This window comes from Westiellopsis prolifica IICB1, from assembly GCF_004323185.1.
Taxonomy (GTDB): Bacteria; Cyanobacteriota; Cyanobacteriia; order Cyanobacteriales; family Nostocaceae; genus Pelatocladus; species Pelatocladus prolificus_A.
Genome location: NZ_NAPS01000008.1, coordinates 1 through 22,679 on the forward strand (window position 1 = coordinate 1; position 22,679 = coordinate 22,679).

At 42.7% G+C, this 22,679-nt stretch carries 21 protein-coding genes and 1 pseudogene; 19 read left to right on the plus strand and 3 right to left on the minus strand.

The annotated features are described in order from the left end of the window. Both B4U84_RS29070 and B4U84_RS29075 read left to right on the plus strand, forming a co-directional pair. A pseudogene (locus tag B4U84_RS29070) lies at positions 1–459 on the plus strand (ISH3 family transposase); the annotation flags it as partial. 720 nt (positions 460–1,179) lie between these two features. Next, on the plus strand, positions 1,180–2,079 hold the full coding sequence (locus tag B4U84_RS29075; protein WP_131121516.1) for a DUF4336 domain-containing protein: 900 nt from the start codon (positions 1,180–1,182) through the stop codon (positions 2,077–2,079). Between the two features lie 18 nt (positions 2,080–2,097). Here B4U84_RS29075 and B4U84_RS29080 read toward each other — a convergent pair whose 3' ends face one another. Both B4U84_RS29080 and B4U84_RS29085 read right to left on the minus strand, forming a co-directional pair. Beyond that, positions 2,098–3,330: a relaxase/mobilization nuclease domain-containing protein gene (locus tag B4U84_RS29080; protein ID WP_131121517.1), complete on the minus strand. Its 1,233-nt coding sequence runs from the start codon at positions 3,328–3,330 to the stop codon at positions 2,098–2,100. Further along, complete coding sequence (locus tag B4U84_RS29085; RefSeq protein ID WP_131121544.1) at positions 3,311–3,721, minus strand: plasmid mobilization protein; 411 nt, start codon at positions 3,719–3,721, stop codon at positions 3,311–3,313. The genes B4U84_RS29080 and B4U84_RS29085 overlap by 20 nt, the downstream gene beginning before the upstream one ends. A gap of 448 nt (positions 3,722–4,169) precedes the next feature. Here B4U84_RS29085 and B4U84_RS29090 point away from each other — a divergent pair, with 448 nt between their 5' ends. The 8 genes from B4U84_RS29090 to hsdR all read left to right on the plus strand — a co-directional run bounded on the left by B4U84_RS29090 (position 4,170) and on the right by hsdR (position 13,673). After that, positions 4,170–4,712 (plus strand): hypothetical protein, encoded by a 543-nt coding sequence (locus B4U84_RS29090; protein ID WP_131121518.1) that lies wholly within the window; start codon positions 4,170–4,172, stop codon positions 4,710–4,712. After that, positions 4,709–5,470: a P-loop NTPase family protein gene (locus B4U84_RS29095; RefSeq protein ID WP_131121519.1), complete on the plus strand. Its 762-nt coding sequence runs from the start codon at positions 4,709–4,711 to the stop codon at positions 5,468–5,470. Before B4U84_RS29090 ends, B4U84_RS29095 begins: the two co-directional genes overlap by 4 nt. A 77-nt stretch (positions 5,471–5,547) precedes the next feature. Then, positions 5,548–6,486, plus strand: a complete 939-nt coding sequence (locus B4U84_RS29100) for a DUF6753 family protein (RefSeq protein ID WP_131121520.1) — start codon at positions 5,548–5,550, stop codon at positions 6,484–6,486. Positions 6,487–6,784: 298 nt separating this feature from the next. Beyond that, entirely contained in the window at positions 6,785–7,420 is a 636-nt protein-coding gene (locus B4U84_RS29105) for a hypothetical protein (protein WP_131121521.1), read from the plus strand. Between the two features lie 45 nt (positions 7,421–7,465). Then, on the plus strand, positions 7,466–8,008 hold the full coding sequence (locus B4U84_RS29110) for a hypothetical protein (protein ID WP_131121522.1): 543 nt from the start codon (positions 7,466–7,468) through the stop codon (positions 8,006–8,008). Between the two features lie 21 nt (positions 8,009–8,029). After that, a complete protein-coding gene (locus B4U84_RS29115) occupies positions 8,030–9,613 on the plus strand; it encodes a type IV secretion system DNA-binding domain-containing protein (protein WP_242677762.1) in 1,584 nt (527 codons plus the stop codon). Between the two features lie 2 nt (positions 9,614–9,615). Beyond that, positions 9,616–10,104 (plus strand): tetratricopeptide repeat protein, encoded by a 489-nt coding sequence (locus B4U84_RS29120; protein ID WP_131121523.1) that lies wholly within the window; start codon positions 9,616–9,618, stop codon positions 10,102–10,104. Between the two features lie 236 nt (positions 10,105–10,340). After that, positions 10,341–13,673 carry a type I restriction-modification system endonuclease gene (gene hsdR, locus B4U84_RS29125; protein ID WP_131121524.1) on the plus strand — a complete coding sequence of 1,111 codons (3,333 nt, stop codon included), beginning with the start codon at positions 10,341–10,343 and terminating at the stop codon, positions 13,671–13,673. Here the strand turns inward: hsdR and B4U84_RS29130 are convergent. After that, positions 13,670–14,284, minus strand: coding sequence for a Uma2 family endonuclease (locus B4U84_RS29130; RefSeq protein WP_131121525.1), 615 nt, complete (start codon positions 14,282–14,284; stop codon positions 13,670–13,672). The genes hsdR and B4U84_RS29130 overlap by 4 nt on opposite strands. 264 nt (positions 14,285–14,548) lie before the next feature. On the opposite strand from B4U84_RS29130, the gene B4U84_RS29135 reads away from it, so the two are divergent. The 9 genes from B4U84_RS29135 to B4U84_RS29175 all read left to right on the plus strand — a co-directional run bounded on the left by B4U84_RS29135 (position 14,549) and on the right by B4U84_RS29175 (position 22,542). Next, positions 14,549–16,054, plus strand: coding sequence for an N-6 DNA methylase (locus B4U84_RS29135; protein ID WP_242677763.1), 1,506 nt, complete (start codon positions 14,549–14,551; stop codon positions 16,052–16,054). Positions 16,055–16,081: 27 nt separating this feature from the next. Then, positions 16,082–16,723, plus strand: coding sequence for a Uma2 family endonuclease (locus B4U84_RS29140; RefSeq protein ID WP_131121526.1), 642 nt, complete (start codon positions 16,082–16,084; stop codon positions 16,721–16,723). A gap of 33 nt (positions 16,724–16,756) precedes the next feature. After that, on the plus strand, positions 16,757–17,011 hold the full coding sequence (locus tag B4U84_RS29145) for a hypothetical protein (RefSeq protein ID WP_131121527.1): 255 nt from the start codon (positions 16,757–16,759) through the stop codon (positions 17,009–17,011). After that, complete coding sequence (gene vapC, locus B4U84_RS29150) at positions 17,008–17,415, plus strand: type II toxin-antitoxin system tRNA(fMet)-specific endonuclease VapC (protein ID WP_131121528.1); 408 nt, start codon at positions 17,008–17,010, stop codon at positions 17,413–17,415. The genes B4U84_RS29145 and vapC overlap by 4 nt, the downstream gene beginning before the upstream one ends. Further along, positions 17,412–19,001, plus strand: a complete 1,590-nt coding sequence (locus B4U84_RS29155) for a restriction endonuclease subunit S (protein ID WP_165490399.1) — start codon at positions 17,412–17,414, stop codon at positions 18,999–19,001. Before vapC ends, B4U84_RS29155 begins: the two co-directional genes overlap by 4 nt. 290 nt (positions 19,002–19,291) lie before the next feature. Continuing rightward, entirely contained in the window at positions 19,292–20,071 is a 780-nt protein-coding gene (locus B4U84_RS29160; protein WP_131121530.1) for a ParA family protein, read from the plus strand. Positions 20,072–20,073: 2 nt separating this feature from the next. Next, positions 20,074–20,529, plus strand: coding sequence for a carboxysome distribution maintenance protein McdB (locus B4U84_RS29165; RefSeq protein WP_131121531.1), 456 nt, complete (start codon positions 20,074–20,076; stop codon positions 20,527–20,529). A gap of 278 nt (positions 20,530–20,807) precedes the next feature. Next, a complete protein-coding gene (locus B4U84_RS29170; protein ID WP_242677764.1) occupies positions 20,808–21,938 on the plus strand; it encodes a tyrosine-type recombinase/integrase in 1,131 nt (376 codons plus the stop codon). Positions 21,939–21,987: 49 nt separating this feature from the next. Then, positions 21,988–22,542, plus strand: coding sequence for a hypothetical protein (locus B4U84_RS29175; RefSeq protein ID WP_131121532.1), 555 nt, complete (start codon positions 21,988–21,990; stop codon positions 22,540–22,542). Positions 22,543–22,679 lie beyond the last annotated feature (137 nt).

Consider the following 22,679-nt stretch of genomic DNA (forward strand, 5'->3'; position numbering starts at 1 on the left):
AAAAAAAGTTATAAAACCCATTATACGATGACCAAGGGTAAAGATAATTCAGTAACTTTTAACTTATGGATAGTCTGTAAATATAGAAAAGGTAAGCGAGGTAAACATGGAGTTGAGTATTTCGCTTATGTTATTTATCAAGTAAAAACTAGTTTATCTTACATACATCAACACTATCGAAAAAGATTTGGAATTGAAAGCAGTTATCGGTTAAAAAATTTATGTCGAATTAGAACCACTAATAAAAAACCAGCGCTTCGATTATTATTCGTTGGCATTTCTTTCCTTTTAGTTAATATTTGGGTTTATCTTCTCTGGTTAAAAATTAGCCTGAATAGAAGAGGTGGAAGGCTCGTTTATCATCAATTATTTGGTCTGAAGCAGATGTTAGCATTCTTGCGTCAAGCTGTTGAACGAAAATATCAAGTTATTCAAGCTGTTTATCTTCCGTCTAGTTAATATGCTGAAAACAAAACTGTCAACCATTTATAAATGTAACTTATTAATTACTGCACTGTTTTTATAAATATGACAACAAAAAGTATCCTATCTTACAAAAATCCGCAGCGATCGCCCTTTCGGGAAAAGTTTGTGATCTACTGAAATTGATTAAGGCATTTACAAGGGGGGAGATATCATTTTGTACATTGTTTTTTTTATTACTAACTTTTCCGTAATTAGGGTCTAACATTTTGCGTCTTTTTGCTTCACCCATGTTGTGTTTCTCCTAGCAATAATTAAGGTATATCTGCTTGACTCAAAACTAGAGCCGAATAAGCGTAGATATCGCTTGAGTTAAATCTATTCAAAACTAGTACGCTTTTTGTAGTTATGCTCTCACTTACAACACTCTAACTAAAATGGTGAGTGAGGCGAGTCCAATAGTTATCAAGCTATTAATCTCCTTTTTCTAGATTTTTATTTTTGCCTGTTGGCGAAGCGAACCGGAGTGAGAGCCGCGATTAACCTTATTGCCATGTGAAGTTGCTTATTGTCGGCTCTGACTCGGCAACAGGCTGCGCGGGGGTTCTAGGGGGGATGCGCCGATCCCCCCTGGCAACCAGAATGCTCACTCCAAATTTTTTTGTACTGTACAGAAAGTATCCGCATAATAAATAGTTAGGCAATCGATACCTTTGCCAGCTGTAATCTACGTTGAATCCAGACCAGGAGGACTCTGTGGTACAAAGCTTTCGTCCAATCAAGAGCGAACTCAAAAGTGGTCTAGTTGAAGTTGCCTCAAATATCTGGACGATTGAGGCCAAGGAGTGTGTCTGCTTTCGCCCGCCCATGCAACCGCGCTATCGGTATACGCATCGTGCAGTCGTAATTCGCCTCAACGACAATAGCCTTTTGATTGTCTCTCCAATTCGTCTGACTCCCGACATCCGTGCCGATATTGATAGGCTTGGGGTAGTGAAATACCTCGTCTCACCCAATCAGCTACACCACCTACATATGGGAGACTGGAGCCAGGTGTATCCGGATGCCAAACTTTATGCATCACCAGGACTAGCTTCAAAGCGCAAGGACTTAACCTTCTACAAAACGCTGTCTACAGATACGCCTGAACCCGAATGGGCTGGTCAGATCGATCAGTGCATTTTCGGGTCAGGGAACGGATGGTTTGATGAGATTGTCTTTTTCCATTGGGCGTCGCGCACTGTAATCTTTACGGATCTGATCATGGACTTCGACAAGGCGAAATTTTCGTCGATTTCGCGCGTAACTACTCAGTGGAACCAAATGTATCGACACACGCCGCGTGGAGTGCAGCTAGCGCATATCTTTGACCGCGCATGTTTACGTAATTCGCTTAAGAGTGTGCGTGCTTGGGAGGCTGAACATGCAATAGTTGCTCACAGCCCCTGGTTATGTGTGGAAGGGAAGAAACAGGTTGCAGACTTTTTAGACTCTGCGTTCGATTGGCTGACTCCACAGCCTGTGATTGTCGAAGCCGCAATGAGTATGGTACGGCTGTTAACACTGTTACTAGTTATCCTGCCGATTCACGCACTAATTGTGTTGGCTGCCGATATTGTCTATCCACGGCTTGTCAAACAAGATGGAAGCAAGTAAGTAAGTTCTCCTTGCAGGTCATCGACTAAGCCCCCGACTACGGTTTTTCAAAGACCTTTCTTTATCCTGTTGCAGTGAGTCCAATCTGGACTGAATTTTGGGAATGAGTTGCTGAAAGTGCTGTACTTCTTCAGTCGTCAGTTGGGAGCGCTCAATGGGTTCCCATTGTGATTTTTGCGAGTTATAAGATACCCTCATGAGTTGCACCCTATCGCTGTTTCTCACCAGAACCAATTGATTTTCATCCCAGTAAGCTGTGTGTTGATTTCCCTCAAATCGATTTGAGTCCACAGCTTTTAAAAGACTAGCGAGGATAGGAGCTACAGTTTGGATGTGTTCAAGTTGAATTTGTTCTTCTTCAAATTCTGCGTTAGTGTGGTTATTTGAGAGTGATTGTTGGTGAGTCTGGATCTGCTTAACTGGGTTTGCAAGCAGCTGTAATATAAGCGCATCATCACGTTGTGGTTGGTAGTCAACACTTTTATGTTTTTGGAGTCCTGGAAAGGTGTAAGCCGCACCCAAATGTGTGCCACTAAAATGTTGTTCATCCAGAGCATAAGAAATGCCCTTTGATTTACCATTGCGTGTTAGTCCGTGTCGAACTTCTACACCATGCTGTTGTAGTCGTTCAATGAATTGGGGCATAGTTGGTTGGTCAGCTGTGGCGCGGTCAATGAGTTCTTGGAGTCGTTGTTTGATGGTGTGCTGTGGTGGGTTTTCTCGTTCCCCGCGTTCATACTCTGATTGTTCTCTTTTGATGCGCCGAACTTGTCCAGTGGTGGGTGTTCTTGCAAGTTTATCTCTGCTACCAGCTACTTGCACTAGTTCATACTCTTTTTCAAGTTCTCGGAGTACTTTTTCGGAGCGTACATAATCCCAACTATCATGCACTACTTTCCCGGTGTCTAATCTGATGCGACTGGCAACTATATGAATGTGGTCATCGTCAGTGTTAGCGTGTCTGAAAATGGTAAATTGGTTGCAGTTGAAACCCATCCTCTCCATGTATTTATCAGCTATTTCACACCATTGGTAATCATCGAGTTTATCGTCCTTCGCAGCTGAGAGTGAGACGTGATAAACTGCTCGTTCGACTTCTGGATTAAGTTGGCGTGAAATTTTGAATTCTCTGGACAATTCGAGAGCGTTTCTACCGCTCATGTTGCCACCAATTAATCGTGATTCTTGGCTGGATTGCAAATAGTCCAACAGACCTCGAAAACCTCTGCCTTTAATCTGCTTCCCAATCATCCCCAAAATCCTTTGATTCTAAGTCGTCATCGTCATCATCAACATCGACTTGTGCGAGTTGTCGTCTGCATTCGTGTAGAAGTTCTAAAAGTTCCTCTAGTAGCTCTTGTTTAGCTGGTGGTGGATATCCCATTTTGATGGCAGTGTTAGATACTCTTGCAAGTTGATTGAGGTTGTTGCCAATTCGCCCCAATTGAAGGTAAGTAGCGAGTGAGATTTTGCTGATTCTTTTGGGGAGTGGTTTGCTGAAAGTTAAGCGGCGTATTAAATCGGCTCCACTCATACCTGCATCTTTAGCTTTCATGCGTAGCCAGTCGAGTTCCAGGTCACTCAATCGGAGGCTGTAAGAATGTGTTCTGAAGTTAGCTTTAAATTTAATACGTTTGGGCATAAGTTTTAGGGATTGGGGAAGACGTGGAGAAGGGCTAATGAGGTGACACAGTTTGGTTGCTTGAGTATGTCCCCATTTTTTCATAGCTGAGTGTCAAAGTTTTTGATAATTGGTGAGGGTAATGATGTAACGTAGTTGGGGGATTCACAAGGGGCGCTCCCCTTGTGCCAGCCCTGCCGTCTTCGCGGAGCGAAGTTTGCCGGAGGCAAAAAGGCATGGCTGGCTCCTAACCCAATTTTGGGCAAGAGTCGGGTCTGGGGGCTGCCCAGTGGGCAGGAGAAGACGAGAGAGTGAGAAATAGCGGCAAGATAGTGGGAAATTCGATAATTGTAAATATATTTTGCATTATTAAGAGAAAATAGTACATATTTTCTTTAGTAGTATATATTTCTAACAGAGTTACGGAGGAAATATTAGAATTAACAAATAATTTCACGCGACGATTAGAATGCACCAAGAACAAGATACTGAAAGGATAAGCAAAGACAAGATTCCAGAAGCGATAAAAGCGTTGAAGGAGTTGAAGTCTAAAGAGTTGCCTGATGTTCCTGCTAAAGAAGCAATTCGTCAGATGCGACGCTATATTGAGGGTGCTTTAAAAAAGAATTATACCTATGATGAAATATCAGAGCTATTGGCTGGGCTAGATATTCACATTAGTGGCAGTCGGCTGAAATATTTATTGGGCGAGGTGAGAAAGAGTACTCGCACTCGCAAGAAAAAGAAAGTTGACCAGTCTTTAGAGACTGATGTTGAGCAGGTTTCAGAGACTGATACTAACCAGGGAGAGTCAACCACTATTGACCAGGGGGCTACTGAATCTCAGGAAATAACTGGGGGCGAGTCTGAGAAAAAAGGAAGAAGAAAGTCTCAGTCAGGACAATCAGCCAAATCACAGTCACAAGCACAGAGTCAGTCAAAGTCGGAATCGAAGTTACAGGGTGAATCGCATACCTTCAAGCCAAAACTCTATAACCCAGATGATTTATGATCAAAACTCGAACTGCTGTTGAGAAGAAAACCGCTCCATCAGCAGTAAATAAAAGGATTGTGATGTGTACGGGGGATAAAGGGGGGACAGGGAAAAGCGTAGTAGCCAGAATTTTGCTCGATATTTACCGAAATCGCAATATCAATTGCATTGCTTATGAGTGTGACGCTTCTAATCCTCAGTTGTGGAGGCATTACAACAATATTCTGCCTGGGGTAAAAACCCTGAAATTGAATCATCGGGGTGGTGCGGATGCCCTGCAAGATGATTTAAAACTGCTGACTCCTCAAGTTTCATTGGTTGATTTGCCTGCGGGTGCAGCAGAGTATTTTGAAGAATTGGCAAACGACATCTATTTATTTCAAAATGCCGAGCGTTTAGGCTACCGAATCACAATGGTAAGTGTGCTGGGCAGAGTCAAGGATTCGGTGGTGCAGTTAAAAAGGCTGTTAGAGTTTTGTGGCAGTCGAGTGGACTATGTGATAGTTAGGAATCTCTACTGGGGTGCAGAGAATAAGTTTACTCGCTACAACAACTCAAAGGCGCGGCAGGCTGCATTGGGTTTGGGTGCAATAGAGTTGAACCTGCCGGAGTTGTTTGACGATATTTTTGATTTTATAGATAGTAACGATTTAAGTTTTCGAGAAGCCTTATCACATGAGGCGCTAACTTTAAGCAATCAGTCCAGGTTGTTTGGGTGGGTGGATAGTTGCGAGAGTGAGTTTTTAAGAGCAGCAGTGCAACTAGGATTTGAGTAAATCTCGCTTATTCTCTAGTTGAAAAACTACTTTTCAAATTAAATGTAATCTCTGGATTTTGGTGTTGAGGTTTTAGGATGGCTAATAATGACTTCGCTCAACCATCTCATTTGGATAGATTACTTTCAGATAAACCGCCAGAATTTCAAGCGAAGGTGTTGCGATTTGCAGTAGATTCTGGAATGCGTCCAGAAGATCCAGCATTTCGATTGGTGCAGTACATAGGGTATCTGGCACAACTGACAGAAACAGCGCCACATGAGTGGAAACAATTATTTAAAAAATTACAATTTGAACTGTCAGAATGGACAGAACTAACAGCACAGCAATTAAAAGATGCAGGAGATCAAAGTGAGAAGATCAACAACCTGGCTCAGTCGTGCAATAGGCTGACTACAGCGTTGAACGCATTAGATTTAACCTCGCAACAACAGCTGATTCAACTGCAAGCATTGAGTGAAGTATCACCTTCATATAAAAGCTTTGTATCAGAGATACCAACTTTCAAAAAACTGTTGGTGAATTTAAATCAAGCGCTCTCCCAGAATCAGACATTGAAAGTGGAGTTAAACCAAGCTCAAATGTCGGAATTGAAAAGGGAGATTTTGGCAGTGTCTGGTAGCAGAGAATTGAATCAAATAAGGGGAGAGATAGAGGATTTAGCACGTAATCAAAGATGGTTGATGCAAAAAATAGAACAGTTGGTTAATAAGGAAGATTCAACAGTCAGCTTGGAGTCGAAGATTGCTTCATTTTGGTCGAGATTATTAAACAGTATTTCACTTAGCATTTGTAGTTTATTTTTGAATTCAAGATTCGTAGTCACGATGGTGTGTTTTCTAGTTGGCTGCGTGTTGATATTAATGATCAGCAAAGTGGGTTTCCAATTAGCACACTCAGAGTTGGGCAACTTTACCCAACAGCAGATTGAGCGTATTCATAAGCAGGTGGAGTATACGAACGTAAAATTACAACGAATTGAGAAAAAATTGGGTACAGATCCAAGGCAGAAGTAGGGGAGGCTGGGAGCAGGGGAGGCTTCCGGGAGCAGGGGGAGCAGAGGAAGCAGAGGAGTAGGGGAGGCTTCCGGGAGCTTTCTCAGAATGCCCTCCACTCCGGGCAGGTGTTGCTAGAGAAGCTTCTCTTCCTTTTGGAGCTTCATCCGCAGGTATTGCTGGAGAAGAAAGAGAGTTACTGTTTAATGACTCTTCTCTCCCCCTGCCTCCCCTGCTCCCTCTGCTCCCTCTGCTCCCTCTGCCCCTTGCCCCTCCTGCCTCGTTAGAAAAATAGAAATTAAAGAGAGGAGTAAAACGAGTGACTGAAGATTCTAGCAAAGTTGATGAAGCTCTGAACGCAAGTAAGCATTTGGCTCGTACTAGCCTTGAACGGATTAGGTTTAACACTGCGGCAACAGCAGAAGCTATTGAAAACATTAATAGAAATCTGGACGCAATTGAGCAGCGTAGGCTTCGTTCGACTCAAAAAGAAAACGAACTTGTTACTGAAGAAGTCGTTGCTTCTGAATTTGTATCTGAAGAAGTCGTTGCTTCTAAACTTGTCTGTGAGGAAGTTGTCTCTGAAGAATTTATTACTGAAGAACTCTCTAATACCTCCTTTCAAGTGCAATTTGAACGTACCCAAACTGTAGCGCCTATTGTTGCTGGAATTTTAAAAGTAGTTGAGAAAAATCGTTTTGAAGGTGATAAGCACACAGTTTATTGGGATGAATTAGATCAATTGGTATTGGTGAGAAATAGTGATGGGGCGCAACTGATGAAGGCCTCTTATAACTCAGAGAATTCACAATGGGAACCTGTTGAACCCTCACTTCTTACGAGTGAAGAAGTACAGCACTTTCAGCAACTTATCCCAAAAATTCAGCCTGGATTGCAACACTTGAAAGAGGAAAAAGAAAGGGTTCAAAACCGAAATAGTGGGCTGAGTCTATAGAGTGCATCTCAAGGCTGATGGTACACACAACAGAGGTATTGCAAGATGAACGACGATGATTACTACACTAAGCAACAACGCACCAAAAAGGACAGCGACTCTGAATTAGAAGAAGACTCACCACAAGTACATTTACTCAACCAACAACACATCAACTTACAACCAGAAAACAGCACCTCAGAACCCAGTCAGGACACCAACACCCAACAAGACGATAACAAAATCTATTTAGGTAAAGAATTTGGCTATCTGCCGACTGATTATTACAACAAAGATGCATCTCCCAGCTTTGGAGAATGGGCAAAAAATATTACCCCAAGTGGTCTTTATTTAGCAGCCGACATGGGTGTTAGCTGGAATTATCTTACTAATAAGCACTCTGAACAAAAAGCAACGACACAACCAGAGCCAGAAATAACACAGTCTCCACAAATTTCAGAACAACCGCAGCAGACAAATAACCAGCAGCAGGATTGGGCAAACCTATCGTTGCAGGAACGATTAGAAGCCATCCGCTCTCAATACGGCATTTCTCAATCAAACTCAAACGAAAAACAACAACAGCATTTTAGAGACAGAAGCCGATAGGTTGATAAGGAGTGGCTGAACATGGAAGCGATCGCTGGTGGTAACATAGTCTCGCTGCTAATTTTTGTTTTTGGTGTCGGACTAGGGATTTTTGCTTATTGGATAGCGAAAATAGCTGGGCCACTGTTCCCTTTACTATTATTTACAGCTGATTGGTCAAACAACCGACAACAACCATTTCCCTTGAAGGTGGCTCTAGCAACAGTCGGTTTTTTAATGCTCATTGCATTATTTAGTGGTGTAGGCTGGTTGGGACTGTGGCGGCTGAATCTTCTAATAACAATTGTCTTTCTTCTCTTCCCCAAAGGACTCACGTCTCAAATCTTGCGGGGAACCAAAATCGTCACGCCCCAACAATTGCAACGTCAACTGAGCTTAAGGGAAGTAAAACTACTCAAACAATCAGGTAAACAGCCCCTAGAACCAAAATTATCAATCGGCGGTGTTGTTCTGCCTAATTACTTGGAAAATCTCTCATTCGGCTTTTTTGGCGCTCCCGGTTCAGGCAAATCCCAATCCATATTACAAATCCTCGATACCCTGCATAAGCGCTCGGATTGGCGGGTAATGGTACTAGACCGTAACGGCGAACTGATTGAAAAACTTTATCGCCCTGGTGATATTATTTTTAATCCCAGAGATGCCCGTAGTGTAGGGTGGAGCCATAGAGCAGAAAAAGGAGTTTCACCGAGTACTATCGCTGCTGCTCTTATCCCTGATGACCCGAAAGAACGATTTTTCAGCGATGCAGCTAAAAACTTTATTGCCGATATATTTGAACGCACCTACTCTAACGCTGAAGTGTGGCAGGTGTTGACTGATTTCTCTCTTGAGCAACTGAAAGATTTCCTATCGGGTACAATTTCCCGCCGCTACTTTGAGGGCGAAAGTGGCAACACAGCAGGTAGTGTTATTGCCACAGCCATTAACCAACTGCGGTTTTATCAAACCCTAGCAAAATCAAATAAGAGCGAATTTAGCTTTTACAAATGGGGTAAAGAAGACAGCCCACATTGGATCTTTCTGCCTCTGTTTGAAGAAGATGCGGAAACCTTCAAACCTCTGATTTCGACTTGCTTTGAGTTAATGCTGCGGGGACTGTTGAGTAATGAGAATCGGCGTTACAAAACAGCGCTGGTGATTGACGAACTGGGGGCATTGAGCCAATTAAAATCTCTACCTCGAATGCTTTCAGAGAGCCGTAAATTCAAAGGCAGTGGCTTCATTGGTACTCAAACCACTGCCCAAATTGAGCAGACCTACGGGGAATTGGGCAGCAGGATAATCCTTCAGGGTATTGCCACAAAGCTGATTTTAAATGTGCGGGATGGTACAACAGCCAAACAATTCTCAGACATGATAGGGGCGCAAGAACGGATTGATGTTACTTTCTCGGACTCGCAAAACTCAGATTTGGGTGGTAGCCAAACTCAATCACAAACCATTCGTGAAACAGCTGCTGTCCTCCCGGCAGAAATACAAAACCTACCACCGTTAGAGGGCTATTTGTGCATTGCTGACGGCTCATCTCCGGCACGAGTCAAAATTACGCCCAAGGGTTACGCAAGTCAAACAGAACGGTTTATACCAGTAAGTGACACTTAAAAATGTATTTAATTCAGTCTTGGATTCGTAAATTTGTGCTTGGCGCTTGTATCGGTGGGTTGGTCACAGGCTGGGTGATTGAAGCTCCCCAGAAACGCAAGGCTTCGGAAGAACAATTAATACAAACTTTTAAAACAACACGCAACCCAAGGGAGCGCAAACTAGTTGAATATAGGTTACTGGAAGTAGCACACCTCAAACGGTACAATCAGCTTGATGATCCGGAGGCAGAAGCGATTTACAAACTGGTTTTAGAAAGAGATCCGAATTCGGCTGAGGCTCACACTTTAATGGCAGAGTACAAATTAAGGTTGTGGAACCAAAAGCGTAACCCTACATACAAGCAAGAAGGACTGGAACATCTGCGAAAAGCCCAAGAACTTTACCGTCCACGTGTTCCGATTTTGGCTCAACAACTGTCTAAGCTTGAACAGAAAATCAATTCGGGCGCTCCTGCATATGATTGGTATTTTCCTGATGTGCTTCCTTGATCAAAATCTAGAAAAAGTATCCTCATGAGGATTAGTCGATAAGGCGCAACGTTTTAACAGCTTCGCTCAACCAGGCGTGTTTGCCAGTGCCAACAATTACGACCCTGAACAAAGCAGCCTAAAACGAATAACGGCAATAGAGCATCCTGATTGTAAATTATGGAAGAATTTGCTAGAAAGATATTGAATTAAGTAGCAATCTACACTGCCAAACTCTCAGGAGAAAGACTGACAAAATGTTAGTATCGCCAAACTTTGGATTCCTAGAAATCCATGACCCGCAACTGGTGCGACTGGGAGCTTTGGCAGAAAGATATTTTACTGATGACCCTAACACCTGCCTGATCAAATTGCGTCAGTTTGGTGAACTCCTGGCACAACTGATTGCTGCTCAGGTAGGGATGTACGACGATGAAGCACGGCAAATCGATTTAATGCGTCGCCTGCGGGACAAAGGAATCCTTAAAGGTAAAGTATATGACTTGTTTGACCAATTACGTTTGGCAGGGAATAATGCCACACACGCATTAGCAGATGACCACAGAACAGCCCTCAGCAACCTGAAGTATGCACGTCAACTAGGAATATGGTTTCATCGGGTTACTACTAAAAATCCTGATTTTAACCCTGGCCCTTTTGTTCCACCTCAAGACCCAGCCAGAGAAACCCAAGCACTCAAACAAGAATTAGCACAGCTGCGGGCAGAGTTACAAGCCAGCCGCACAGCCGCAGAACTAGCACAAATTGCTGCCGCACAAGAAGCACAGCGCCGCATATCCGCAGAAGAACTGGCACTCATAACTGAGGCACAAAAACAAGCAGCCTTAAATCACCTTGTAACTATTCAAACTACAGCAGAAAGTCAGTCTGCACAAACAATTCAAGAAACCATCCAGCTTTCCCAGGAAGTAGGCGAAAATATTGACCTGGATGAACGCGAAACCCGCCGCCTCATTGATGCTCAACTACGGGCAGCTGGTTGGGAAGTAGATTCGGAACAACTAATTTATCAAAAAGGCATTCGTCCGCAAAAAGGGAAAAATTTGGCGATCGCAGAATGGCCTACAGATGATGGACGTGCTGACTATGTTTTATTTGTAGGACTCCAGGTAATGGCTGTAGTCGAGGCCAAACGTCAAAGCACCGATGTTTATGCTGCCATTGACCAAGCCAAGCGTTACAGTCGCGGCTACAAAATTAAAGGTGATGAAATCTTACCCGGTGGCCCCTGGGGAGAATATCAAGTCCCCTTTGTCTTTGCCACCAACGGACGAGAATTTTTACGACAGTTGCAAACCAAAAGCGGTATATGGTTCTGTGATGTACGCCGTCCTGAAAATATCCGCCGTCCCCTGACCACTTGGTACAAACCGGAAGCTTTCATTGATGCCCTTAACCAAGATGTAGAGAAAGCACACCAACTACTTGCCCAAGAAGGTTTTGCATATAACCTGCAACTGCGTGATTACCAAATCAAAGCCATTCAAGCCGTTGAAGCCCAATTAGCAGAAGGTGCAAGGGAACTATTACTGGCAATGGCAACGGGGACAGGTAAAACTAAAACCTGCATTGCCCTGGTTTATCGTCTCCTCAAAACCAAACGTTTTCGCCGCGTCCTGTTTTTAGTAGACCGTACCGCCTTGGGAGAACAAGCCACTAATGCATTTAAAGAAACGCGGATGGAGAATTTGCAAACCTTCGCTGACATTTTTGATATCAAAGAACTAGGGGACGCAGTACCGGATAGAGATACCAAAGTCCAGATTGCCACCGTGCAAGCTTTTGTGAAACGGATTCTTTACCCAGGCGATAACACGGACATCCCCACAGCTGACCAATATGATTGCATTGTCGTGGATGAATGTCACAGAGGATATTTGCTAGATAGGGAGTTAAGCGATACAGAAATTACCTTCCGCGACTTTAACGATTACGTCTCCAAATATCGCCGCGTCCTCGACCATTTTGATGCTGTAAAAATTGGACTTACTGCCACCCCCGCCCTACACACCACTCAAATATTTGGTGAACCAGTTTACACCTACAGTTACAAAGAAGCCGTTATTGATGGTCATCTTACTGACTGTGAACCCCCCATCCGCATAGTTACAGCCCTTAGTGAAGATGGCATGGTGTGGCAAGCAGGGGAAGCAATGGAATATTTTGACCCCATCACAGGCAGAATCGATTTAGTTCATGCCCCGGATGAAGTCAAAATTGAGGTAGAACAGTTTAATCGGCGAGTTGTTACCGAAGAATTTAATCGGGTAATCTGCGGATTCTTAGCAGCAAATATTGACCCTTCACTGCCAGGAAAAACTTTAATATTTTGTGTGAATGATAGTCATGCTGATATTGTTGTTCACTTATTAAAACAAGCGTTGATTGCCCAGTATGGCAGTGTGGAAGATGATGCGGTTCTCAAAATTACTGGCAAAGCAGACCAACCATTACAATTAATTCGCCGCTTCAAAAACGAAGCTAATCCTAAAATTGCTGTCACAGTGGACTTATTAACTACTGGCATTGATGTCCCAGAAATTTGCAACTTAGTATTTATTCGGCGGGTGAACTCGCGCATCCTTTACGAACAGATGTTAGGACGGGCGACACGGCGCTGTGATGAGATTAAAAAAGAAGTTTTTTACATTTATGATGCTGTGAATTTATATGCAGCCCTCGCCCCAGTCTCCACGATGAAACCAGTGGCGGTTAATCCTAATATTTCGTTTACCCAACTGGTGTCAGAATTGGAGACAGTCAATGACAGCACTGCTGCGGCTACCATTGTTGACCAACTTTTAGCCAAACTGCAACGTCAGCAAAGAAAGTTAGGGGATAGCAACCGAGATAGTATTGAAGCCGCAGCCGGAATGCCAATGGCAGAGATGATCAACCACCTGCGCCAAAGTGACCCCCAGCAACTTAAGGAATGGTTTAGGCAACGCTCCGCGATCGCACAAATGTTAGATGCTAGAGATGGTGGTAGACAACCAATACTAATTTCTCGCCATGCTGATGAACTGCGACGGGTAGAAAGGGGTTATGGTAATGCCCAAAAACCTGAAGATTATTTAGATAGTTTTGGCGCATATTTACGCGAGAACATCAACAAAATTCCAGCTTTGATAGTTGTAACTACCCGTCCCCGTGAATTGACTAGGGCGCAGTTGAAGGAATTGCGCTTAATGCTTGACCAAGCTGGGTATTCAGAAAAAACATTGCAGGTAGCATGGCGGGAAATGACTAATGCTGATATTGCGGCTTCAATAATTGGATTTATCCGCCAAGCCACATTGGGGGATGCTTTGGTTTCCCATGAGGAGAGGGTGGACAAGGCAATGAAGAAAATTCTAACTTCTCAAAACTGGACACCACCCCAACGCAAATGGTTAGAACGCATTGGTAAGCAGTTGAAGGTAGAAACTATTGTGGATAAAGAAGCATTAGACCAGGGAGAATTTAAAATTCAAGGGGGCGGATTTGTCAGATTAAATAAAGCTTTTAATGGGCGTTTAGAAGAGATTTTAGTGCAAATTAATGAAGCATTGTGGCAGGATGTGGGTTAGTTAGCTGCATCAAAAATCTGCTGTGCGGTTAAATTTAATTGGGGGAAGGTAGGTGATTTAATCGCTGTGTTACCTTGAAACGGAGTCATTTGATATTCACCATCAACTAAATTACATACAAAAATAGTAGGTTGTTTGGGATTACCGATAAATTTCCTAGCTCCCAAAGCAGCATAATCAGCAATCCAATATTCAGGAATGCCCATTTCTTCATAGTCAGCAAATTTGTTGTAGTAATCATCTCGCCAGTTAGTCGATACAACCTCAACCACCAAAGGCACAGATGCAGCTTGGCTGACTGTTGACTGCTTTTGAAAAAGCGGTTCGTTGCTGAGGTTGTCTAGATTTAATAACAATACATCGGGCAAATAAGCAGATTCAGCAGTAGGAGTTTTAACGAATGCAGTTTTAGGAATACCGTAGGGTAAATTCAGACGATCAAACTCCACCGTTAATTTACGTGATAAAAATGCTATGACTTTTTCATGTTCTCCGCTTGGAGGGGGCATTTCAAAAATTACTCCGTTATGTAATTCATAGCGTTTACCATCGTTGGGATACCATTCGATAAATTCATCAAATGTCAGTAATTTTGGCAAAGATTGGGTCATAATCTTACCTCCATATATGTTTTACTTTATCAAACGCTTCATATTTTTTATTGGGATAATTCAATTATGTTTGATTCTTATAGTGTTTATTTGCAAAGATTTGGATGAAAATTTTAGGCTAATCTTCACTTATATACTTAGGCAATTAGCATAATTAAACAGCCATTGCTTAATTTATAGTAAATCAGTAAATAACTTTATCTGTTGTCATCCTTCTTTACGCCAATCATCACAACAATCTTAAACTTTGACAACACTACCTAATTGCGTATAATCACAAAGCAGCATTTATATACTGACTATTTATTTAAAACATTGAGCGCGACTACTGATATCGTCCAAAAACTCTGGAATCTCTGTCACGTCCTGCGGGATGATGGGATTACTTATCTGGCATACGTGACAGAGTTAACATACTTACTATTCCTGAAGATGGCGCAGGAAACTGGGACTGAAAGCCAAATCCCAGAAGGTTGTCGCTGGGGTGATTTGGTGGTGAAGGACGGCATCGAACAGATGAACTTTTACCGCGCCACGTTGTTGGAGTTGGGTTCTAACAGTACGCCACGAGTGCAGGCCATCTTTGCTAATGCCCAAACTGCCCTTAAAAAACCGCAAATTCTCAATAAGCTGGTCAAAAGCATTGATGAACTTGACTGGTACTCCGCCAAGGAAGAAGGCTTAGGCGATTTGTACGAAGGGCTGTTAGAGAAGAACGCCAGTGAGAAAAAGTCCGGGGCTGGGCAATATTTTACGCCGCGTCCTTTGATTGATTGCATGGTCGAACTCATCAAACCGCAACCAGGGGAACTGGTGCAAGACCCCGCAGCCGGGACTGGTGGGTTTTTAATTGCTGCTGACCGCTATATCAAAAAGCACACAAGTGAATTATTCGATTTAAGCACAGCTGAACAGTCGTTTCAGCGTTACCAAGCATTCTACGGCATTGAGTTGGTACAGGATGCCCATCGGCTGTTATTAATGAATATGCTGCTACATGGCATTGAGGGGGCTGTAGACTTGGGCGATACTCTCTCCAGTGATGGGCAGCAGTTACCAAAAGCCAAGGTTATCTTAACTAATCCCCCCTTTGGGACGAAAAAGGGCGGCGGACTGCCCACACGGGATGATTTTACTTATCCTACGTCAAATAAGCAGTTAGCTTTTTTACAGCATATCTATCGCGGACTGTTACCCGGAGGACGGGTGGCGGTGGTGTTACCTGATAATGTGCTGTTTGAAGATGGGCAAGGGCGTAACATCCGCGCTGACTTGATGGATAAGTGCAACCTGCATACAATTTTGCGGTTGCCTACGGGGATTTTCTACGCTCAAGGTGTCAAGACTAACGTGCTGTTTTTCCAACGGGGGACGACAGACAAGGGGAACACCAAGCAAGTGTGGTTCTATGACATGAGAACTAATATGCCTGCATTTGGCAAGCGCACACCTTTAACTAGGGAGCATTTTAAGCCGTTCGAGGAAGCCTTTGGCGATGACCCCAATGGTAACAGTTCCCGTGTAGATCAAGGGGAGTTGGGACGTTGGCGCTGCTTCACGCGGGAGGATATTGCTAAACGCGGTGAAAACCTGGATATAACTTGGCTGCGGGATGAAAGTTTGCAGTCGGGTGATGATTTACCTGAACCAGATGTAATTGCCGCCGCTATTATGGCGAAGTTACAAACGGCAATGGAGGAGATGGAGGCTTTGACGGCGTTGCTGTCAGGGGACGAAGAAACCGAGGAAGGGACAGCACTTCTAGAATAAAAGCAAACCCACAGTCATCCAATTGTTATGACCCAAGCCTTACCAAAAATAGTTACCTTTGACGAATTTATCGCGTGGTATCCCGAAAACTCTGGGGTACGCTACGAACTGCACAATGGGGAAATTGTCGAAATGACACAGCCTACAGGGAAACATGAAAGGATAAAAGGATTTTCGGCGGCTGAATTGACTCTAGAGTTTAGACGATTAAATCTCCCCTACTTTATCCCTAATCAAGCAATAGTAAAACCACCGGAAAGAGAATCAGGTTATTTCCCAGATTTATTAATACTAAATGATGCTGCTTTGGCTGATGAACCTCTCTGGGAAAAATCATCTACTGTGACTAAGGGGACATCAATTCCTTTAGTTATTGAGGTTGTCAGTACAAATTGGCGCGATGATTACTATCTCAAACTTGCTGATTATGTTGGGCGAAGCCCTTCCCGAAGGGTAGAGATGGGCATCCCCGAATATTGGATTATTGACTATGCAGCTTTGGGAGCTAGGAAGTTTATCGGTAATCCCAAACAACCCACTTTCTCAGTCTATCAACTAATTGATGGTGAATACCAAGTTACTCAGTTTCGGGGTAGCGATAAAATCATATCTCCTACTTTCCCTGATTTAAATTTGACTGCGGAACAAATTTTTAATGCTGGTCAATAAGTATTCAAGTCAATCTCTACAGGATAATTAGCTATGCAGAGTATTAAATTAAAAAAACATATTGGTGCAGATGGGATTTTACATTTAGATATTCCAGTAGGAATCACAGATAAAGAAGTAGAAATCATGGTGATTTATCAACCAATAGAAATATCAAAACCTCAAAAAACACCAGAAGAATTAGGTTGGCCTCCTGGTTTTTTTGAGCAGACCTATGGCAGTTGTCAGGATGACCCCATTGTTATTGATTCTGAAGGTGATTTTGAAGAAAGGGAAGAAATTGTGTGAGATATTTGTTGGATAGTAATGTTTGCGCTCGTTATCTCAATGGTAGGTCACTGGCAATTAGGGAGCGTTTACGAGCAACAAATATTGCAGATATTGCTGTGTGTTCTGTGGTCAAAGGCGAGTTATTTTATGGTGCAATAAAGAGCAATAATCCTGAGAAAACTTTATCTAGACAGCAAGAGTTTCTCAAGTTGTTTGTTTCGCTGCCGTTCGATGATTCTGCTGCCCTCGTTTACGGAAGAATCCGTGCAGAATTGTCAGCTAATGGTACTCCTATTGGGCCTAATGATTTCCAGATTGCAGCTATTGCGATGGCGAATAATTTAATATTAGTTACGCATAATACACGAGAATTTAATCGAGTTAATGGGTTGCAGATTGAGGATTGGGAGGAAGAGAGTTGAGTATTGATGAATTTGATAAAAATTTGCCTGAATGTTGGGAAATAGTAACTATTGGAGAAATTACTTTACCTTACGAAACAGAACAACCAGCAAAACAGCCAGAGACAGAGTTTAAATATATTGATATTGGTTCGATTGATAATTCTACCCAAGAAATCACAAATATAAAAACCTTTTTAGGTAAAGATGCTCCTTCGCGTGCGCGTCGAATAGTTAGAAAAGATGATATTTTATTTTCTACAGTTAGAACTTATTTAAAAAATATAGCGCGTGTACCTGCTGAACTTGACGGTGTTTTAACTTCCACTGGTATTGCTGTTCTTCGATGTAGTTCAGGAATTGACAGTAACTTTCTTTTTTATTCTGTCGTGTCTGATAAATTCATTCGTAAAATCAGCAGCACAATGGACGGCACACTATATCCAGCAGTGACGGATACTGATGTTACGTCTGCTGCAATTGTTATCCCACCCCTCAATGAACAACGCCGGATAGTTGCGAAAATAGAGGCACTGAAGGCTAGGAGTCAGCGAGTGAAGGAGGAGCTTGAGGATATTCCTCAACTGCTAGACCAGTTCCGTCAATCTGTCCTCGCCGCCGCCTTTCGTGGCGACCTCACTGCTGATTGGCGGGAGCAGAACAGTAATGTTGAACCTGCTGAGGTGTTGTTTGAGAAGATTCAAGAAAAGCGTAAAAAATGGTATGAAGAAGAATGCAGAAAAGCAGAGGAAGAAGGTAGAAAGAAACCTAAAGACTCCAGGAAAAATAAAAAATCCACTCATACATCTATAGAAATTAATGATATTCCAGATACTTGGTCTATTGCCAGATTAGAAGATATTTCATATTTAGTTACTGATGGAACTCATCAAACACCTAAATATCAAACAGAAGGAGTACCATTCTTATCAGTTAAAAATGTACGTCCTTTTGTTGTTAAAGATGAGGACATCAAGTTTATTTCTGAGAAAGAGTACCAAGAAATTAATGCTCGATGCAATCCAGAGAAAGGGGATATACTTTACACAAAAGTAGGTGCTACTTTTGGTTATGCTGCTATTAATCAGTTAGATTATTCATTTAGTATATTTGTCAGTTTAGCCCTTATAAAACCAGTTAATCCATATTTCTCAAGTCAATATGCTGAAGCCATAATGAATTCTGAAATTGTATTTTCTCAAGCTAGACAGCGAGTTACTGGAATAGGCACACCCGACTTACATCTTATCGAGATACGAGATTTTAGAATTCCTTTGCCTCCATTAGAAGAACAACAAGAAATCGTTAATCGGGTTCATACATTTTTGAAGGTTGTCAATCGTATTGAACAACAATACCAACAAGCCAAAGCCAACCTAGACCAACTCGACCAATCAATCCTAGCCAAAGCCTTTCGCGGCGAACTCGTACCCCAAGACCCCGACGACGAACCCGCATCCGTTCTACTAGAACACATCCGCGCAGAACGCGCCAAACTCCAAACCAAAACAGCTAAAAAATCCACCACCAAAACCAGCGCACGACGCACCAAAAAAACACAACCACAACAGGAAGAATCGGTGCAGCTAGAACTAGGCTTAGAGTAGCGAAGACAAATTAGCGATCGCGCCAACTCAATAAATCATCCTCTCACACCAGAACTTGACACCCTCTATTTATCGCCCAAAAGCAACCAGAGCAAGCATTTCACCCTAAATCGCGGAATGTCCCTGAATCCCTGCCAAACCTCTAAAAAGCTAAAAAGCTAATTTTAGCTAAAGTCAAAAAGCTAATTTTACAAAAAGCTAAAAAGATAATTAGCTAAATTTATTAATTGACAAAATAATCAAATGAGTTTAAGTTAATTGGCTAATTTAATAAAATACTAAAAATATATATGTTGACGATTACCGTAAGCTCCTTGAGTGGCGGACAGGGTAAGACAACAACATCACTATTCCTTGGTCGGCTGCTATCACGCCAGGGGTTGCCCACCTTGATGCTAGACTCCGACCCCCAACATAATCTCACCACCTATCTGGGTTTTGAGTTAGAACCCAACCAACCAACACTATTGGAATTTCTCAAAAAAACAGTCGCACCCTCTGACTGCATTTACCCAACACAAGACAACGACAACTTATTTCTTATCCCCGCCGACGACCAACTTGATACCGTACAAGATTATTTATCTAACAGTGGAGTTGGTGCAACCTTACTCAAGCGGCGATTGGAAGCCGTCAGCAAAATTTTCAAAGTGTGCATTATCGATGCCCCACCTCAGCGATCGCAAATTTGTTTGACAGTGATCGGCGCAGCAGATTTTTTGATTATCCCCGCCGAAGCATCGGTTAAAGGTTATGGTTCCCTGGTGCGGACGTTGGATTTACTTAGTGGCTTGCGAGATGTCGGTGCAACGAATGCTCAAGTATTAGGCGTTTTACCTTTCCGAGATCGCTGGTTTGGTAACACCCAAGCCCAAGAAAGTCGGGCGGCTGTAGATGGAATGCGTGACGAAGTTGGCGAGGGGTTAGTTATACCCTCAATCCGTGAATCAGAACGCTATAAACAAGCCATCAACAAACGTACAACTTTGAGTGAGTTGGGATATACCGACTTGGAATATCCATTTGAAATTTTAATTGAGAAAATTCAGGCTTCACTTGGGGGTAAATAAAAATGTCAGATAACGTACTCAACCAACTACGCAACAAACGCAATCGCCCCACAGTTGAACCACGTCAGGATGCACTCGTTCCCAAAGTACAACCCTCACCCCAAGCAGAAGAACAAAACTCACCACAGGAAATCAGCCCAGTTACCGAAGCAACCAATCCAACTGCTACACCAGCAGACACAATTGCCGAACTAATCGCCGAACTTGAAAAATACCCTGAAACCCGACGACATTCAGCAATAGTTTTAGAAAAAGACCTCGACCAAGAACTAACACGTTTTTGTAAAGACAGAGGCATCACAGTTGAGGTATTTCTAGAAGCTGCTTGGACTTTTGTTAGTGCAGATAACGCACTTTTAGAAAAAATTACCACAGAAGCCAAGCGCCGCTACGACCAACGTAAGCGAGTGGGTCAAATTAAACGATTAATAACTATGTTGAGTAACTCGTCAAAGTAATAGATGTTGAGAGGGCGCGAGCGAGCGCTGTACTGGAATAAGGTCTAATTGGTACTGCAAAAACAAGGTTTTTTGGAACCCTTGCAGCCTGCCGATGGTGTAGAGTGCAAGATAAAACTTGTATAGTTTGTACTCAACGGATTACCAATTGACACCCGACTATTTCCGTAATCAATATCTGACTTCTGATTGAATGTAAAGATTGATGCTGACACCTACTGAGGTATGATACTTGTTATCGGAAACGCGCATTATCAATTACGTATTAGTAAGCACTTATGCCTAATGAACCACGTAGGGTCGAGATAGTCTCGCATTTTGGACAAACTCAGGAGCCGAGCGTTATTAATTCCTCGACTAACTGTGATGCTCAACAAATTAACGACGACAACTCGGCTGTTTTTTCCAGTCTTTCCCCTGTTAAAGTATCGTTAGAGGCGTGTTTGGATGCGCCGATCACTAGATATTTTGACGCACAGCTTGACAAAGACCCGGATGTGTTGGCGCAGCTGTTGGCAGACAAGCGCAACCCCAATACTCGGCGTGCTTATGAGAAGGATATTCGGGATTTTTTTGTGAAGATGACTGGTTTAGAGGCAACTGGTGATAGTGTGTTGGAGTTTTTGCACTTGCAGCGAGAGCAGGCGGTGATGGTGGTGCTGAAATATAAGGCGAAACTGATAGCGTCTGGAGTGCGGGAGGCGACAATTAATCGGCGATTGGCAGCGATAAAGTCGTTGGCGAAGATGGGGCGCAAGTTGGGGGTGTGCAACTATTCCCTAGAGGATGTGTCGGGGGAGAAGGTTAAGGCGTACCGGGATACGCGGGGGGTTGATAGCAAAGCGATAGCAAAAGCCGTACAGCAATTTGATAGGGAGACGTTGATTGGTAAACGCAACTATGCAATTTTTATGGTGTTGTGGGGTTTAGCGTTGCGTCGCCAGGAAATATGTCAATTAAATGTGGGTGATTTTGATTTTTATGGACGCAAGTTAAGAATTTTGGGGAAGGGTAAGGGAACGAATGAAGAGTATTTAGATATGTCCAAGGATGTGGCGAATGCAATAGCTTTTTGGTTAATTGCTAGGGGGGATTTGAATCCTAATTTACCAATTTTTACAGCGTTAGATTTTCATAATAAAGGGCATAGATTGACTACGGATGCCATTTATAAAATAGTGTCTCAGGCTTTTAAGAAGGCAGGGGTGAAGAAACCCATGTCACCGCACCGGGTAAGGCATTCAGCGATTACGGCGGCGCTTGATGCAACTGATGGGAATATCAGAAAGGTGCAGAAGTTAAGCCGTCATGCTGACCCCAGAACGTTGATGATTTATGACGATAATCGGAATAAAGATTTGTGGGAAATGTCGGAGTTGTTGACGGGAATGTTGAAGGATTCCGAGTGAGAAAAATTAATAAATTGATTTGTTATAGTAGATTACTCTTATTCAATAATTGGTATCAAGACTCATGGATTTAGAAGAAATTTATCCAATAACTTTGAAGTATCAACCCTTTCGTGACGAGGATTGGCGAGTAGTAGAAGAGGAGTCAGACTATGTTCATAGAATGCAAAAGGGAGTTCTCTCAAATTGGCCAGAAGAACTATTAAAGGAGTGGTTATATCGTCATGCTAGCTGCATGGAAGACTATGCATTTCTCAATTTAGAAAGATTAAAATTTAATTTAGAGACTTGGCCGCTTGAGCAGATTCCAGGACGAGAAGCTTTTAATGATGAAAGTTTTTACGACAGATTCCAGAATGTTGAGGAACGGGCAGAAGATATGGATGACTGGCTTGCTCGCTATATGTTGCAAGAGGGGACATGGAATACTCCTATTGTATTACTTGATAATCAAGGTCAACATGAGTTTATAACGGAAGTTTTATTAAAACAGCCTTATCATTTATTAGAAGGTCATAGACGCTTATCGTTCTTAAACGGTTTAAGACGTTTGAATAAAGCTCGTCCACATCATCAAGTTTGGCTCACTAAAATACATACTTAATTATGTAGCCTAGCAAAAAGGATTTGCTTTAGCCCATCTCATGACAGCCTTCTCAAGTGGATCTAAGCGAGACTCAACAGATTTATACCAGTGTTTTCTGACAGATGATGACTGTGGATGCCAGAAAAGCTCGACGT

Coding starts and splice junctions, on each gene's coding strand:
- B4U84_RS29080 (WP_131121517.1), bottom strand. CDS start 3,330: ATGATTGGGAAGCAGATTAAAGGCAGAGGTTTTCGAGGTCTGTTGGAC.
- B4U84_RS29085 (WP_131121544.1), bottom strand. CDS start 3,721: ATGCCCAAACGTATTAAATTTAAAGCTAACTTCAGAACACATTCTTAC.
- B4U84_RS29090 (WP_131121518.1), top strand. CDS start 4,170: ATGCACCAAGAACAAGATACTGAAAGGATAAGCAAAGACAAGATTCCA.
- B4U84_RS29095 (WP_131121519.1), top strand. CDS start 4,709: ATGATCAAAACTCGAACTGCTGTTGAGAAGAAAACCGCTCCATCAGCA.
- B4U84_RS29100 (WP_131121520.1), top strand. CDS start 5,548: ATGGCTAATAATGACTTCGCTCAACCATCTCATTTGGATAGATTACTT.
- B4U84_RS29110 (WP_131121522.1), top strand. CDS start 7,466: ATGAACGACGATGATTACTACACTAAGCAACAACGCACCAAAAAGGAC.
- B4U84_RS29115 (WP_242677762.1), top strand. CDS start 8,030: ATGGAAGCGATCGCTGGTGGTAACATAGTCTCGCTGCTAATTTTTGTT.
- B4U84_RS29120 (WP_131121523.1), top strand. CDS start 9,616: ATGTATTTAATTCAGTCTTGGATTCGTAAATTTGTGCTTGGCGCTTGT.
- hsdR (WP_131121524.1), top strand. CDS start 10,341: ATGTTAGTATCGCCAAACTTTGGATTCCTAGAAATCCATGACCCGCAA.
- B4U84_RS29130 (WP_131121525.1), bottom strand. CDS start 14,284: ATGACCCAATCTTTGCCAAAATTACTGACATTTGATGAATTTATCGAA.
- B4U84_RS29140 (WP_131121526.1), top strand. CDS start 16,082: ATGACCCAAGCCTTACCAAAAATAGTTACCTTTGACGAATTTATCGCG.
- B4U84_RS29145 (WP_131121527.1), top strand. CDS start 16,757: ATGCAGAGTATTAAATTAAAAAAACATATTGGTGCAGATGGGATTTTA.
- B4U84_RS29160 (WP_131121530.1), top strand. CDS start 19,292: ATGTTGACGATTACCGTAAGCTCCTTGAGTGGCGGACAGGGTAAGACA.
- B4U84_RS29165 (WP_131121531.1), top strand. CDS start 20,074: ATGTCAGATAACGTACTCAACCAACTACGCAACAAACGCAATCGCCCC.
- B4U84_RS29170 (WP_242677764.1), top strand. CDS start 20,808: ATGCCTAATGAACCACGTAGGGTCGAGATAGTCTCGCATTTTGGACAA.